Here is a 14,957-nt window from a genome sequence, read left to right as displayed (position 1 = left end):
CTTGCCTTCTCCCACAAGGGGAGAAGGGAATGGTGCCACCTACCGCGCAATCCTCCGGCGTCTCGACGCTTCGATCGTCTCTTCCACGATACGCTGCGGCGAGTGGCGCGGCTCGAACACGGTCTCGATTTCAAGCACGTTCAGCCGTTCGAGCAGACCTTCGGGCATCGGGCCGTGACGCAGCCGCGCGGCGTCCTTGGCGGTGGTGACCAGCCCGAGATCCGCCGCTTTCGCGGTCGATGCCAGTTCGGCCAGCTCGTCCTCGGCGTAGACATGGTGGTCGGGAAACGAGCGGCTGAGTGCAACGACGCCGCCGGCCTCGGCCACCGTGTCGTAGAATTTTTCGGGATGGCCGATGCCGGCGAAGGCCAGCAGGCGCTGACCAGCCAGCGCCTTGGCCTCACGCGGTCGCGCGCGCGCCTCGAAGATCGGCTTGCCGGCGCGCGCGGCCTGGCGCACGACGGCGTCCGCCGCCAGTCCGTCGCCCATCTTCAACAGCGCGTCGGCGTAAAGAAGCTGGTCCAGAACCGGCGCGCGCAGCGGTCCGCCCGGGATGACCCGGCCGTTGCCAAGGCCATAGCGGGCATCGACCACCACCAGCGCGTAATCGATATGGACACGCGCGCTCTGGAAGCCGTCGTCCATGATCAGGAAATCGCAGCCATATTTTTCGATCAGCAGCCGGGCGCCCGCCGCCCGGTTCGGCGACACCGCCACCGGCGCGTGTTCGGCCAGAAGCAAGGGTTCGTCGCCGACATGCTTGGCGACGTCATGACCCGGATCGACGATATGCGGCTCGGCGAAAGAGCCGCCATGCCCGCGCGACAGGAAGCCCGGCTTCAGCTGCATGGCCTTGGCCTGTTCGGCGAGCGCGATCGCAACCGGCGTCTTGCCGGAACCGCCGACCGTGAAATTGCCGACGCAAAGCACCGGTGCCTCGACCTTTTCGCGCCGTGCCTGGCGCATGCGCCGGGCGGCGATCTGCCCGTAGGCCCAGGAGAGCGGTGAGAGCGCATAAGCGCGCCAGTCCGGTTTTTCCCACCAGAAGGGCGGCGCTTCGCTCGCCATCTCAGCGGCCTCCCGCCGCCCTCAGGCGAGCCTTGACCACAAGCGGCTGGATATAGGGCTCAAGCGCCTTGAGCGTGCGGGCGAGCGCACCGCGCATCTCGTCGACGGTGGTGGCGCCAGCAGCCATCATCTGGCGGCGCGCCGGTTCGTTGGTGAGCAGGAAATTCACCGCGCCGGCCAGCATCGAGCGGTCCCGCACCAGCTTGGCGCCGCCGGCATCGAGCAGGCGTTGATAGGATTCGCGGAAGTTCTGCACATTGCGGCCGGCAAGAACGGCGGTGTCCAGCATCGCCGGCTCGAGCGGGTTCTGGCCGCCCTCGGCGGTCAGCGAACGGCCGACGAAGGCGATCTCGGTCAAGCGCAGGTAAAGTCCCATCTCGCCGATCGTGTCGCCAAGCAGGATGTCGGTGTCCGGCGTGATCTGGTCGCCGATCGAACGCCGCGCCACCTTGAGGCCCATGGCCTCGATTTCATTGACAAGGAGGTCGGCGCGCTCGGGATGGCGTGGCACCACGACGGTGAACAGTCCGGCATGGCGGGCCTGCAGCGTCTTGTGCACCTCGGCGGCAATCGCCTCCTCGCCGTCATGGGTCGAGATGGCGGCCCAGGTCGGCCGCTGGCCGATCTGCCGGCGCAGCGTGAGAAGTTCGGTCTCGTCGACCGGCGGCGGCGGCGTGTCCACCTTGAGATTGCCGGATACAGTGACCGGACGGGCGCCGAGCACCCGGAAACGCTCTCCGTCGACCTCGGACTGCGCCACCACATGGGCGAGATTCTCGAACAAAGCCTCGGCGATGTTGGACCGTTTCTTCCAGGAGGCGAAGGAACGGTCGGACATGCGGCCATTGACCAGAACCTGCGGCACGCTGCGCGCGCCGAGTTCCAGGATGGTGTTCGGCCAGATTTCCGATTCGGCGATGATGGCGAGATCGGGATGCCAGTGATTGAGGAAGCGGCTGACCGCCGGCTTCAGGTCGAGCGGCACATATTGGTGGATGACGTGGTCGCCAAGCCGTTCCGCGACCAGCTTGGCCGAGGTGACCGTGCCGGTGGTGAGCACGACGGTGACGCCATATTCGAGGATGCAGCGGACCAGGGGCACGACGGCATTGGTTTCGCCGACGCTGGCGGCATGCACCCAGATCAGCGGCCCGTCCGGCCGCTCCTGGCTGGCGATGCCGTAGCGCTCGCGGCTGCGGGTGCGGTCTTCCTTACCCTTGGAGGCACGCCAGGCGACATAGGGGCCAGCCAGCGGATAGGCCGCCGAACCGGCGACCCGATACATGGACAGCATCATGCGGGCCAGCCGCTCGCTCATCGTGGCTGGTCCACCAGGCTGTAGGCCTTCGCCGTGGTGAGGTTCAGCGCCTCGGTGAGCTGGAGACGCACGCGCTCCATCTCCTCCTCGTTGGCATCCGACGCCACGAAGATCGGTTCGCCGGCGGCGATTGCCGAACGACCGAAAGGCAGATTGATCGTCGTCTTGTCCCAGCTCTTTTCCAGCACCTTGCGGCGGCTGGTGGCGAGCGCCGCCGGCACGATGGGACGGCCCGAAAGCTTGGCCAGAAGGATGACGCCGAGACCCGCGTCACGCGGCGTGCCATGCGGGATATCGGCGATCATGCAGACATTCTTGCCTGCCATGAGGGATTTCTTCAGTGCGATCAGTGCCTTGGCACCGCCCTTGTCGATGTGGCGCGCATCGGCGCGGCCGCCGGAACCGCGTACGGTCTCGATACCGAAACGCTCGATCACCTGCGCGTTGATCTCGGCGTCGGCGCTGCGCGACACCATGGCGACGAGACCGCGCTTGGAAGGGTAGAAGGCGGGCATCAGGATGTGCTGGCCGTGCCAGAGCGCGATGATGCCCGGCTCGATGCCCTCAAATTCCCTGTCGCCGAAGGTCGCCGAAGCGGCAACCCGGGGATTGGTCAGGCGAATGAACCGCATGGTGAGCGTGAACAGGCTGACGATCAGGCTCTTGACGAAACGCGACTGCGCCAGCGGCTCACGCACCTTCTTCCACAGCGGCTTCAACGCGCTGCCGCTGCGTTGCCTGCCGGCCGCCGGCTCGTCGGCCCGCGGTTTCGCCACTCGTTCTTCCATCGTCACGCGCCGGCCTTGCCTTCCGGATCGAGCAGGCGGTGCAGATGCACGACGAAATAGCGCATATGCGCATTGTCAACGCTGCCCTGGGCCTTGGACTTCCAGGCCGTCAGAGCCGACTGGTAGTCGGGATAAACGCCGACAATGTCCAGCGCGTCGAGATTGCGGAACTCAGTGCTGCCGACGCTCTTCAATTCGCCGCCGAACACCAGGTGCAAAAGCTGCTTCTTTCCGTCTTCCCCGGTCATGTCCGTCCTTCACATCGCGTGATTTGGTGCTTGGTCTAGACCAAAGCCGCCTATTTTGAAACCTTTGATACGCCGTTAGCCGTGCTGGCTGCCGATGACGACGGCCATCATGGCCAGGAGTTCGCCGCTGCCGGCGGCCAAGGCGCCGTGGCTGACCTTTTCCTTGCCGAAGGCAGGCGTCTGCCCGTGGCTGTCGATCAACCGGCCACCCGCCTCGCGCAGGATGAGTTCGGCGGCGGCGATGTCCCAGTCATGCGCGTTCGGCTTGACGAAGGTGGCGTCCAGCCTGCCGGCGGCGATCATCGCAAGGCGGTAGGCCAGCGAGGGGATGTAGGCCGCGCGGTGCATGCGGCCCTGCCAGGCCTGCGGCACCAGATCGAGCATCGGCTTCGGTCCGGCCATTTCGGCGATGGGCGGCGTTTCGCGCGCGCGGATCGGGGCTCCGTTCAGGAACGCGCCGCCACCGGGCACCGCCCAATAGGTCTCGTGCGCCGCCGGACATTCGAGCACGCCAGCAATCGCCCTGCCCTGTTCGACCACCGCGACGCTGACACACCAGCTCTTCTGGCCATCGAGGAAGCCGCGCGTGCCGTCGATGGGATCGACAACGAAGACGCGGCGTGCCTTCAGCCTCTCGGGGCCGTCGGCCGTCTCCTCGGACAGCCAGCCATAATCGGGCCGCGCCGCCATCAATGTCTCGCGCAGATAGGCGTCGGCGGCGTAGTCGGCCTCGCTGACCGGCGAAGTGCCGCCCTTCATCCAGACTTCCGGGTTCTTGCCGAAATAGCGCAGGGCAATGGCGCCCGCCTCGCGCGCGGCGGCGCGCAGCAGGGCCAGGTCTTCGTCGAACCCGGCCGATCCGCCCGCATCCGTGGCTGCGTCAACTTCCGGCAAGGGTCATCCCTTCGATCAAAAGCGTCGGCGCCGCGGTGCCATAGTCGCGGTCGAGATCGTTGGCGGGGACCAGGCCGAGGAACATGGTCTTCAGGTTCGAGGCGATCGTCACCTCGGAGACGGGGAAGGTCAGTTCGCCGTTCTCGATCCAGAAACCGGAAGCGCCGCGGCTGTATTCGCCGGTGATCATGTTGACGCCCTGGCCGAACACTTCGGTGACGTAGAAGCCGCTCTTCAGCGAACCTATCAACTCTTCTGGCGACCGTTCGCCGGGCTCGATGGCGAGATTGGTGGAGGATGGCGACACCTGCGAGCCGCCGCGCGCGCCGCGCCCATTGGTGGTGAGGCCGAGTTCGCGCGCCGCCGAAGTCGACAGGAACCAGTGATTGAGCACGCCCTTCTCGATCATCAAGAGCTTGCTGGCGCCAACGCCTTCGCCGTCGAACGGCCGGGACGCCTGCCCGCGCCGGCGCAGCGGCTCATCGGTGACGGTGATGGCGGCGGAAGCCACCTGCTTGCCCATCATGTCGCGCAGGAACGACGTCTTCCGCGCAACCGAGGCACCGTTGATGGCACCGGCAAGATGGCCGGCAATGCCGCGCGCGACACGCGGATCGAAGATGACGTCGACCGTGCCGGTCGGCATCTTGCGTGCGCCCAAACGCTTCACCGCACGTTCGCCGGCGCTGCGGCCGATTGTTTCCGGCCCGTCGAGGTCGGCGAAATGCAGGCGCGAGGAATAGTCGTAGTCACGCTCCATGCCGGTGCCCTCGCCGGCGATGACGCTGGCCGAGAGCGAGAAGCGGGTGCCGACATACTGGCCTAGGAAGCCGTGCGAGGTGGCGAGTACCAGGCCGCCCATGCCGGCGCCTGCGCCGGCGCCGCCGGAATTGGTCACACCCTTGACGGCAAGCGCGGCCTCTTCCGCCGCAAGCGCATCCTCGCGCAGACGGTCGGCGGAAACTTCGGTTGCGTCGAACAGGTCGAGATCGTTGGCGCCGCTGGCCAGCAGCGCCGGGTCGGCGAGGCCCTGATAGGGATCTTCCGGCGAGACTTTCGCCATGGCCACGGCACGTTCTGCCAGCATCTTCGGTTCGGAGGCGGCGGTCGCCGAAACGCTGGCGACACGATTGCCGATGAAGACGCGCAGCGAGACATCCTCGCTCTCCGACGCGTTGGTGTTCTCCACCTTGCCGAGGCGCACCGACACGCTGGTCGAGCGGCCGCGCACCACAACCGCGTCGGCGGCGTCGGCGCCGGCCTTTTTAGCGGCATCGACCAGCGCGGCAACGCGATCGGTCAGTCTTGTCGTGTCGAGCGTGTCGGCCATGTCTGCTGTCCTGCTGATAGCGGGGCGCGTGTTTGAACGCGGGTCGCCGCTCCATCTATTGTCCTCAACCAGCCTATGCAATGGCTGAAAGCCAATCCGCCGCAGTCTGGTGTTGCCTTCTCCCCTTGCCGGAGAAGGAATATCTCTCAAGCCTCGGCGCGGACCTGGAACCGTTCGCTCCACCGGCACAGCCCTTCTGCCCCGGCGCAGAGTGCTGCACCTGCTTCCGTCAGCGAATAGACAACCTTGGCCGGCAATCCGGGATAGGCCTGCCTTTTCACCAACCCGTCGGTCTCCATCTCGCGCAATTGCTGCGCCAGCATCTTTTCGCTGATGTCGGGAATGGAGTGCCTGAGCCGGCCGAACCTACGCGGCGCGCCGGAAAGCGCGCACAGGATATCGATCTTCCACTTGCCCGCGACCAGTTTCATCGCGACCGAAAAGCCGTTTTCCATAGGCTTGTTCATCCCGTTCTCCTTACCGGCCCATTTCCCTTACCGTGAGGTAACCACTTACGTTTGCGTGCGTATTGGCCCCGCCCCTTCGGCGTCTTAGCTCCCGGCTCACGGCAAGCAAGCCGTGTGTTCAGCCGATATGGAGTGTCGCAATGAAGCCTGCAATCACTGTTTTGGGAACCGGACGGATGGGATCGGCGCTCGCCCGCGCGCTTTTGACGGCGGGGCACCGGACAACTGTGTGGAACAGAACGATCGAAAAGACCGCGCCGCTGGCTGCAGTCGGCGCCATCGTGGCGCCATCGGTGCGGGAGGCAATCGAGGCCGCGGATATCGTTATCGCCAACCTGACCGACTATGCGGCAACGGCGGCGCTGCTGCATGGCGACGACCTCGCCGCTCTTCGCGGCAAGGTGATCGTGGAACTCGCATCGGGCACGCCGCATGGCGCGCGCGAGGCCGGGGAATGGGCCGCGCGCCACGGCGTCACCTATCTCGACGGCGCGATCATGGCGACGCCGGACTACATCGGTACCGAGCACGGCACGATCCTGGTTTCGGGATCAAAACAGGCTTTCGACGCGGGCACGGACATGTTCGCGGCGCTGGGCGGCAATGTTCAGCATGTCGGCGAGGATCTGGGGCGGGCCAATGCGCTGGACAGCGCCCTGCTTGCGCTGATGTGGGGAGCCTTATTCGGCGCGCTCCATTCCATTGCCGTGAGCAAGGCCGAAAAGATCGAGCTTGGCGAACTGGCCAAGCAATGGACCGCGACCGCCCCGGTAATCGAGGGGCTGGTGACGGACCTGATCAAACGCACCGAAGCGGAACGGTTCGCGGCGGACGACGAGACGCTGTCGTCGATCTCGCCGCATTACAGCGCATTCCAGCACCTCGTCGAACTGATGGACGTGAGCAAGATCGACCGCACGGTGGTCGACGGCTATGATGGAATCTTTCAGCAAGCGATCGCCGCCGGCCATCTGCACGACGATTTCGCGGCGCTGTCGCAATTTATGGGAAGGGCCGGCAAATAGAATGTCCCTGACACAGCTGATCGACACATATTGCGCATCCTGGTCGGACCAGGATGCGGAACGGCGACGGGCCTTGCTGTTGTCGGTGTGGGGCGATGGCGCGACCTATACGGACCCCACCGCCCATGCGGACGGCGCGGAAGCGTTGCTAGCCCACATCAAGGGTATCCAGGCGCGATATCCCGGTGCCCGCATTGCTCGAACGAGCGACGTGGACGTTCACCACGGCATTGCGCGCTTCGCCTGGACATTCGTGCTTGCGGACGGTTCGTCCTTTCCCGAGGGCCTGGACATTGCGTTCCTCAACGCCGACCAGACGCGCATAACACGCATCATCGGCTTTTTCGGACCATTGGCCAGGCCAGAAGTACGCCAGGCCGCAGCCCCGTCCTGAACCTAGGTGGCACCGGCGTTTCGAGCGTTTTCGAAATTGCCAAGAGGTCGATGTTTGCGGCACTCTCGCGAGTAGTGCGGTTGTGTCCGCAAACCCGACTTCGAACGACGAAAGGCCCGTCATGACACCCTTCCACCTCGCCTTCCCCGTGCGCGACCTCGACGAGACGCGTGCCTTCTATGGCGAGGTGCTGGGCTGCCGCATCGGCCGCTCGTCCGACAGCTGGGTCGATTTCGACCTCTACGGCCACCAGATGTCGGCGCATCTGCGGCCCAACGCGGCCGCTGCCCAACGCGACGGCGCCGTCGACGGAATTGCCGTGCCGATCCCGCATTTCGGCGCGGTGCTTTTGATGGACGAGTGGGAAAAGCTCGCCGCCCGGCTGGAAGCGCGCCAGGACATCGACTGGCTGGAGCGGCCGATGGTGCGCTTCAAGGGCCAGCCCGGCGAACAGGCAACGCTGTTCATCCGCGACCCGTCCGGCAACGCGCTGGAGTTCAAGGGATTTCGTTCGCTGGAACAGGTGTTCGCGCATTGATGGGCGCGATACGGGCACTTCTTCGGGATTGAACCGCGTTACCTTCGTCCACGTTCCGGCATGGATTCCCGACACTCTCCAGTCGCTTCGCTCCCTCACGAGGTCGGGAATGACGGAGTTTCCTTTCCGTCTTCGCTAGTCTCCAGCGCTTGCTCCGACAGTGGAAACCCACCTGGGTTGCGGTGGGCCACGGTCCGCCCCGCGAGGAGCATGGTAACGTCCACTTTGACAGTTGGCGCAGACCGCAAATCCAGTCCGTCATTCCCGACCTCGTGAGGGAGCGAAGCGACCGGAGAGTGTCGGGAATCCATGCCGGAACGGTGGAGAACGAGGTCACGACCCCGCTTCTCAACCCGAATTATCGCAGGAGTTTGACCCGCCGCGCCTCAAGCGCGGCCTCGACGGCGCGCTTGACCTCGTCCTTCACCGCCACCGTCTCGGCCATCACGGCGTCGATCTTCATGAAGTCGAGCACGCGAAAACGCGAGACCGGCGGACGGATGAGGATGTCGGGACGGCCCTGCGTCAGCTTGTTGGCGATGATGGACTGCATCATCAGCTGGGTGGCACCGAACATCAAGTCGATCGAGGTCGGCCGCTTGCGGCTGCCGGTCTCGGGACCGCCAACGACGTCGACGGCGATGGTGATGTCGGCCTCGTTGGCGATCAGGTCGAAGGGCACCGGGTTGTAGATGCCGCCGTCGATCAGGGTGACGCCGTCGCGCACCACCGGCCGGAATACCGCCGGGATCGCCGCCGACGCGGCCAGCGCCGAATGCAGGTCGCCTGCGTCGAAGACCGCGAGCTTGTGGCCGAAATAGTCGGTCGCCGTGACCTTCAGCGGGATTTTCAACTCCTCGAAGCTGGCCGGCACGATCTCCGGCAGGAAGGCTTTGAGGATGCGCTCGACATTGAACTGGCCGACACGCAGGCCGCCCTCCATGGCTTCGGCAAAAGTGCCCGGCCGGGCACGCCACATGCGGCTGGCCACCTGGGCGCGGGTGCCGAGGATGGAGCGCGCATAGGCGTGGATGTCGCGGCCGCTCATGCCGGAGGCAACACCGGCCCCGATCAGCGAGCCGATCGACGAGCCGGCCAAAGCCACCGGCTTGATGCCCAGTTCGTCAAGCGCCTCGACGACGTGGATGTGCGCGAGGCCGCGCGCGCCGCCGCCGCCAAAGGCGATGCCGAAGGTCGGGCTCAACCCTTGCCGTCCCCGGCCAGCGGCGGGCCGACAATCAGCACGGAAGGTTCGACGGAGAGCAACTTCCTGGCCACGGCCTTCACCTCGTCCAGTGTCACGGCGTTGATATAGGACGCACGGCGCTGGATGTAGTCGATGCCCAGCTCGCCGACCTGCAGTTCGACCAGAGTGTTGGCGATTGCGTCGGAAGAGTCGAGATTGTTGATGGCATAGGCGCCGATCAGGTATTTTTTGGTCGCCGCCAGTTCCTGCTCGGTCGGCCCTTCCGTCGCCATGCGCCGGATGACGTCGCGCACGACGCCAAGCGTCTCGGCGGCGCGGTCGGAGCGCGTCGCGGTACCGACCGTGAGCAAGGCGGCGTAGCGCCGGTTGACCAGCGACGACGACACGCCATAGGCCAGGCCGCGCTTTTCGCGCACTTCCTGATAGAGGCGCGAAGTGTATGCCGAGCCGCCGAGCATGTCGTTCATGACGGCCGCGGCATAAAAATCCGGCGCGTCGCGGCGCACGCCCGGGAAGGCCAGTTGCAGCGATGTCTGCGGCAGGTCGTAATTGACCTCCACCTTCTGCCCGAATTTGAGATCGACGTCGGCCACCGGTTTCAGCGCCTGCTTTTCAGGCAGGTCGCCGAACAACTCGTCCAGCTTGCGCTTCAGCGTTTCGGCATCGATCGCGCCGACGACCGCGACACGCAGGCCGTCGCGCGCGAAGGTCGCCTTGTGGAAGGCGCGCAGATCGTCGGCGGTGATGGCCGGCACCGTTTCCTTGGTGCCGTCGTCGGCATTGGCGTAAGGATGGCTGCCATAGATGGAGCGGCGCCACTTGGTCTGGGCAATGGTTTCCGGGTCGCGCTCGCCGGCGAGCAGGCCGGAGAGGACCTGCGCGCGGATGCGCTCGATCGGCGCAGCGTCGAAGCGCGGACTGGTGATCGCCAACTTGAGCAGGCCCAGCGCATCGTCGCGCTTTTCGGCCAGCAAGCGCATCGACCCGTAGACGCCGTCGCGGGTCGCCTCGAAACGCATTTCGGCGCCGGCCGTGTCGAGGCGGGTCTGGAAGGTGTCGCTGTCGAGATCGCCCGCGCCCTCGTCGAACAGGCCAGACATCAGATTGGCGGTGCCCTCCTTGCCGGCGGGGTCCTGGCTGGAGCCGCCCTGGAAGGCGAAACGCAGTGAGACGATGGGCACGGTGTAGTCTTCGACCAGCCACGCGGTGATGCCCTTTTCGGACTTCACCTCCTGGATGGTCATGGCGGACGCCGTGAACACCGGAAGAACCAGGAAGACCAGGCCGAGCAGCAGGGTCAGGACGGCGGCGCGGACCGGGGTGGTTTTGATCGACAACGCGCGGTCGCCCGCGAGGCCGGAAATGGCGGGGTGCGACGATTGCTGCAAAATTCTCATGGCCGGCATCGCTCAGTTCTCCGCCTGCGTCTTCGGCAACAGATAACCCGTCACCACCCGGTCGAGCACGAGATAGCGCGCCGCGGCTGCCTTCACTTCCTCGGCGGTGACCTTGCGGACGCGGTCCGGCCATTCGTTGATGTCGGTAACCGTGCCGCCGGTGGTCAGCGTGCTGCCGTAGATGTTGGCCATCGAATCCTGACGATCGCGCGCGAAGATCATCGAGCGCACATACCGCGCTTTTGCCCGGTCCAGTTCCTCAGCGCTGATGCCATCGCGGGCGATCCGCTCGATCTCGGCGCCGACAGCGGCTTCGACGTCGGCGAGCTTGGCCTCGCCGCGCGGCGTGGCGTAGACGGCGAAGACCGAATCGTCGAGCGCCCGGCCCTGGAAGCCGGCATTGACGCTGGCGGCGATGCCCTTCTTGACGATCAGCTCCTGATAGAGCCGGCTGCGCGTGCCGCCGCCGAGAATCTCGCCAAGCAGGTCGATCGCCTCCGCCTCGCCGGGCTTGGCGGTGTTGTAGGACGGCACCACCCACTGCATGGAGAAGCTCGGCACGCTGACGCGGGCGTCGCTCAACGTCACCGTTCGCCGCGTGGTTTTCTGCGGTTCCTTCGGGCGAATGCGCGGCGGCAGATCGGGACCGCGCGGGATCTTGCCGAAACTCTCCTCGGCCAGCTTGCGCACCGCCTCGGCCTCGACGTCGCCGGCGACGATCAGGACGGCGTTGTTGGGCGCGTAATAGCGGTCGTAGAAGGCCTTGGCATCTACGCGGTTGAGCTGCTGCATCTCCTGCATCCAGCCAATGACCGGGATACGGTAAGGCTGGTTCATGAACAGGGTGGCCAGCACGGCTTCGTCAAGCTGGGCCTGCGGGTCGTTGTCGATGCGCATGCGGCGCTCTTCCAGCACCACGTCGCGCTCGGTGGCGACGACCTCGTCGCTCAGCACCAGATTGCGCATGCGGTCGGCCTCGAAGGCCATCATCTGACTGAGCGCCTGCGGCGGCACGGTCTCGTGGAAAGCTGTATAGTCGTAGGAGGTGAAGGCGTTGTCGTTGCCGCCGATATCGGCCACCGCCTTGTCGAGTTCGCCGGCGGCATGATTGCCGGTCGCCTTGAACATCAGGTGTTCGAAGAAATGGGCGATGCCGGATTTGCCGGGCGGCTCATCGGCGCTGCCGACCTTGTACCAGACCATATGGGTGACGATCGGCGAGCGGTGGTCGGGAACGACCACGACCTGCATGCCATTGCCAAGCGTGAACTCGGAAACCGGGGACGTCGGCACAGGTGCCTGTTCGGCAAACGTCGGCATGGCAAGAAGGACGGTGAAGGATGCGGCCAAAAGCGCGCGGCGCGGCCAGTTTCCAAGTGCTTTCATCGACCCGTTCCGCCTCAATGCAGCACCACCTGTCTTGCCGTTTGCCCGAATACGCGTTTCAGCCCGTCTTGCCGCAAAACAAGGCCGAAGTCAGGCCGTCTCGATGAAACGGATGACGGTTTCGCCATAGTTGCGCTCATCGACGACCGAAAAACCCGGTCCTGGCTGGAACGGGACGGAGGCGGTCTCCTCGACCACGCAGAGCGCGCCGGGCGCCAGCCAGCCGCCGGCCCGCGCCGACTGAAGCGCCCGCTCGCCAAGGCCCTTGCCATAGGGCGGATCGGCAAACAGCAGGGTAAATGGCGCGATCGTGCCGGCCTCGCCAAGCTGGGTGGCGTCACGGCGGAATATCTTGGTGCGGCCGGTGAGGCCGTAGGCTTCGACATTGGAGCGGATCAGGCCGCGTCCCTCGGCCGATTCCTCGATGAAGACGGCGTAGGAGGCGCCGCGCGACAGCGCTTCCAGGCCGAGCGCGCCGGTGCCGGCGAAGAGGTCGAGCACGCGCACGCCTTCCAGCCTGTCGGGAAAACGATGCGCGAGCACGTTGAAGACGGCCTCGCGCGTGCGGTCGGTGGTCGGGCGGATGGAGTGATCGCGCGGCGTGGCCAACGGCCTGCCGCGAAATTCGCCCCCGACGATCCGCATCAGCGCTGCCTCGGGCCTTTGCCCGGTCCCTTGCCGCGCGGCGCGCCGCCCTTGCCTTCGCTAGGACGGCCGCGCGGGCGATCGCCACCGGTGCCGGAACGTTCCGGCCGCTCGATCTTGGCGCCCTGCGGCCGCGCGCCCGGCGCCATCCAGACATTGGCCCGGCGCTGACCCGGCGGCTCGATCGGCCGCTGTTCGCGCTCGCCCTTGCGGGGACCGCGTTCGCCAAAGCCGCCTGGTTTGCCAAAGCCACCTGGTTTGCCGGAACCGCCAGGCTTGCTGAACCCGCCGCGCTCCGGCCGGGTCGAAAGCTTGCCGAGCGCCTCGTCGCGGCTGCCCTCGCGCCGCTTGCGCGCCTTGATCAGGCCGCCCTCGCCGATCGGGCGATGATCACCCTCGCGCTGGGGCGGCAGACGCGGCCTGTCTTCCACGCGCGGCTCGGTGCGCCGCACCGGCTTGTTGGAGAAGGGCGTGGCGATGTCAGCCTCGAAATTGGCGCCCGATTCCTCGATCAGCGTTTCGCCGAGCTGCTCGCGCAGCGTGCGGCCCTTGATCTCCAGAACATGGCCTTCCGGCAATTCGCCGAGCTGGAACGGACCGTAGGAGATGCGGATCAGCCGCGTCACTTCGAGCCCGAGCGCACCGAGAATGTTCTTCACCTCGCGGTTCTTGCCTTCGCGCAGGCCGATGACCAGCCAGGCATTGCTGCCTTGCGTGCGCTCCAGCGATGCCTCGATGGCGCCGTAGAAGATGCCGTCGACGGCGATGCCGTCCCTGAGGTCGGCCAGCGCCTGTTCCTCGACCTTGCCGTGGACGCGGACGCGATAGCGCCGCAACCAGCCGGTGGCCGGCAGTTCCAGCACGCGCGACAGCCCGCCATCATTGGTGAGCAGGAGCAGGCCTTCGGTGTTGATGTCCAGCCGCCCGACCGTCATCAGGCGCGGCAGTTCGGCCGGCAGCACGTCGAACACCGTCTTGCGGCCCTCGGGGTCGCGGTTGGTGGTCACCAGGCCGGCCGGCTTGTGGAACAGGAACAGGCGTGTCCGCTCGATCGCCGGGATTTCGGTGTCGTCGAGATGGATGACGTCGGTTGGCAAGACGTTGAAGGCTGGCGATGGAAGCACCTTGCCATTGACCTTGACGCGACCGGCGGCGATCAGCTCCTCGGCGTCACGGCGCGAGGCGATGCCGGCGCGGGCCAGGCGCTTGGCGATACGCTCGCCTGTCTCCATGGCTTCTTCCGAAGCCTGCGGGCGGAAACCGCCCTCGCGGCGCGGACCCTTGTCGCCGAAAGGCTTCGGTGCGCCGCCTTCGCGTTTCTGGAACGGCTTGCGCTCGCCATCCTCGCGCGGACGGAACGGCTTGCGTTCGCCATCGAATTCGCGCTTCGGGCGCTCGAAACGACGTTCACCGCTGTCGAAGCGCCGTTCGCTGCGTTCGCCGCGCTCGTAGCGGCCGGGGCGCTGGCTGCCCGCGTCGTCCCGCTTCTCATAAGGTTTGCGGTCCGGGCGGAAGCCGCCTTCGGGCCGCGGGCCGCGCGGACGGTCGCCGCCAAAATCGCGCTTCGGCCGCTCGCCGTCGGCTGCGCGATCCTCGCGCGGCGTATAGGGCTTGCGCGGCCCGTCGCGCTTGACGAAGGGCTTGCCTTCGGTGCGTGCACCCTTTTCGTAGGGCCGCTTGCCGAAGGAGCCGCCGCCTTCCCGCTTCTCGTAAGGCTTGCGCTCCTGCCGGAATTCGCCTTCCGGGCGGGGTGTGCGGGGACGATCGCCGAAGTCGCGTCTCGGCCGCTCGCCGTCGGCAGCACTATCCTGGCGCGGCGTATAGGGCTTGCGCGGTCCGTCGCGCTTGACGAAGGGCTTGCCCTCGCCGCGCGCGCTCTTTTCATAAGGCCGCTTGCCGCCATCCTCGCGCTTCTGCCAGGGCTTGCCGCCGCCGGGCTTGAAATCGCCGCGGGGCCGGTCGCCGGCCGGCTTGTCGCCGTCGAAACGCTTGGCGAACGGCTTCTTACCGAAGCCGGGCTTGCCGCCCTTGCCTGCGCCGGCATCGCGGCCGCGCGGTCCGCCCGTTTTGGGGCCACGCGAACGCGGCGGCTTGTTGTCTCTGTCGTCCATATTACCTTGCTCACCCGAACGGAATGCCATCGGCCTTCCGCTCTATCTTCCTATTTTGTCGCATGACCTTGCCCGAAAAGTCTGCAACTTTTCGGGCAAGGTCATGCTCTGGCGCGGCCACGGCGCCGGACGTCGGAAAGG

15 protein-coding genes are annotated in these 14,957 nt (G+C 66.2%); 3 read left to right on the top strand and 12 right to left on the bottom strand.

Annotation, left to right across the window (positions count from 1 at the left end):
- Positions 1-39: 39 nt before the first annotated feature.
- The 7 genes from lpxK to AB4136_RS17870 form a co-directional block, all read right to left on the bottom strand.
- Positions 40-1,068 carry a tetraacyldisaccharide 4'-kinase gene (gene lpxK, locus AB4136_RS17900; protein ID WP_024926114.1) on the bottom strand — a complete coding sequence of 343 codons (1,029 nt, stop codon included), beginning with the start codon at positions 1,066-1,068 and terminating at the stop codon, positions 40-42.
- 1 nt (position 1,069) lies between these two features.
- Positions 1,070-2,386 carry a lipid IV(A) 3-deoxy-D-manno-octulosonic acid transferase gene (gene waaA / locus AB4136_RS17895; protein ID WP_024926113.1) on the bottom strand — a complete coding sequence of 439 codons (1,317 nt, stop codon included), beginning with the start codon at positions 2,384-2,386 and terminating at the stop codon, positions 1,070-1,072.
- Positions 2,383-3,174, bottom strand: coding sequence for a lysophospholipid acyltransferase family protein (locus AB4136_RS17890; protein ID WP_024926112.1), 792 nt, complete (start codon positions 3,172-3,174; stop codon positions 2,383-2,385). The genes waaA and AB4136_RS17890 overlap by 4 nt, the downstream gene beginning before the upstream one ends.
- Before the next feature lie 2 nt (positions 3,175-3,176).
- On the bottom strand, positions 3,177-3,422 hold the full coding sequence (locus AB4136_RS17885) for a DUF4170 domain-containing protein (protein WP_024926111.1): 246 nt from the start codon (positions 3,420-3,422) through the stop codon (positions 3,177-3,179).
- Positions 3,423-3,497: 75 nt separating this feature from the next.
- Entirely contained in the window at positions 3,498-4,316 is an 819-nt protein-coding gene (locus tag AB4136_RS17880) for a 3'(2'),5'-bisphosphate nucleotidase CysQ (RefSeq protein WP_024926110.1), read from the bottom strand.
- Positions 4,303-5,646 carry a TldD/PmbA family protein gene (locus AB4136_RS17875; protein WP_024926109.1) on the bottom strand — a complete coding sequence of 448 codons (1,344 nt, stop codon included), beginning with the start codon at positions 5,644-5,646 and terminating at the stop codon, positions 4,303-4,305. Before AB4136_RS17875 ends, AB4136_RS17880 begins: the two co-directional genes overlap by 14 nt.
- Positions 5,647-5,792: 146 nt before the next feature.
- On the bottom strand, positions 5,793-6,113 hold the full coding sequence (locus AB4136_RS17870; protein ID WP_024926108.1) for a winged helix-turn-helix transcriptional regulator: 321 nt from the start codon (positions 6,111-6,113) through the stop codon (positions 5,793-5,795).
- Between the two features lie 140 nt (positions 6,114-6,253).
- Between AB4136_RS17870 and AB4136_RS17865 the strand changes: the two genes are divergently transcribed.
- The 3 genes from AB4136_RS17865 to AB4136_RS17855 all read left to right on the top strand — a co-directional run bounded on the left by AB4136_RS17865 (position 6,254) and on the right by AB4136_RS17855 (position 8,070).
- Entirely contained in the window at positions 6,254-7,138 is an 885-nt protein-coding gene (locus AB4136_RS17865; protein ID WP_137900495.1) for an NAD(P)-dependent oxidoreductase, read from the top strand.
- Position 7,139: 1 nt separating this feature from the next.
- A complete protein-coding gene (locus AB4136_RS17860; RefSeq protein WP_024926106.1) occupies positions 7,140-7,532 on the top strand; it encodes a hypothetical protein in 393 nt (130 codons plus the stop codon).
- A 121-nt stretch (positions 7,533-7,653) separates the two neighbouring features.
- The gene (locus AB4136_RS17855; RefSeq protein WP_024926105.1) at positions 7,654-8,070 is read left to right on the top strand and encodes a VOC family protein; all 417 of its coding nucleotides are present in this window, start codon (positions 7,654-7,656) and stop codon (positions 8,068-8,070) included.
- A 358-nt stretch (positions 8,071-8,428) separates the two neighbouring features.
- Here AB4136_RS17855 and AB4136_RS17850 read toward each other — a convergent pair whose 3' ends face one another.
- The 5 genes from AB4136_RS17850 to AB4136_RS17830 all read right to left on the bottom strand — a co-directional run bounded on the left by AB4136_RS17850 (position 8,429) and on the right by AB4136_RS17830 (position 14,816).
- A complete protein-coding gene (locus AB4136_RS17850) occupies positions 8,429-9,274 on the bottom strand; it encodes a patatin-like phospholipase family protein (protein ID WP_024927166.1) in 846 nt (281 codons plus the stop codon).
- Positions 9,271-10,674, bottom strand: a complete 1,404-nt coding sequence (locus tag AB4136_RS17845; protein ID WP_441931540.1) for a M16 family metallopeptidase — start codon at positions 10,672-10,674, stop codon at positions 9,271-9,273. The genes AB4136_RS17850 and AB4136_RS17845 overlap by 4 nt, the downstream gene beginning before the upstream one ends.
- Positions 10,675-10,686: 12 nt before the next feature.
- On the bottom strand, positions 10,687-11,994 hold the full coding sequence (locus tag AB4136_RS17840; protein ID WP_441931545.1) for a M16 family metallopeptidase: 1,308 nt from the start codon (positions 11,992-11,994) through the stop codon (positions 10,687-10,689).
- 156 nt (positions 11,995-12,150) lie between these two features.
- The gene (rsmD, locus tag AB4136_RS17835; RefSeq protein WP_024927169.1) at positions 12,151-12,705 is read right to left on the bottom strand and encodes a 16S rRNA (guanine(966)-N(2))-methyltransferase RsmD; all 555 of its coding nucleotides are present in this window, start codon (positions 12,703-12,705) and stop codon (positions 12,151-12,153) included.
- Positions 12,705-14,816, bottom strand: coding sequence for a pseudouridine synthase (locus AB4136_RS17830; RefSeq protein ID WP_137900492.1), 2,112 nt, complete (start codon positions 14,814-14,816; stop codon positions 12,705-12,707). The genes rsmD and AB4136_RS17830 overlap by 1 nt, the downstream gene beginning before the upstream one ends.
- Between the last annotated feature and the right edge of the window lie 141 nt (positions 14,817-14,957).

It is taken from the genome of Mesorhizobium sp. 2RAF21, from assembly GCF_052115345.1.
Lineage (GTDB): Bacteria > Pseudomonadota > Alphaproteobacteria > Rhizobiales > Rhizobiaceae > Mesorhizobium > Mesorhizobium terrae.
This window is presented reverse-complemented; position numbering and strand designations above follow the sequence as displayed.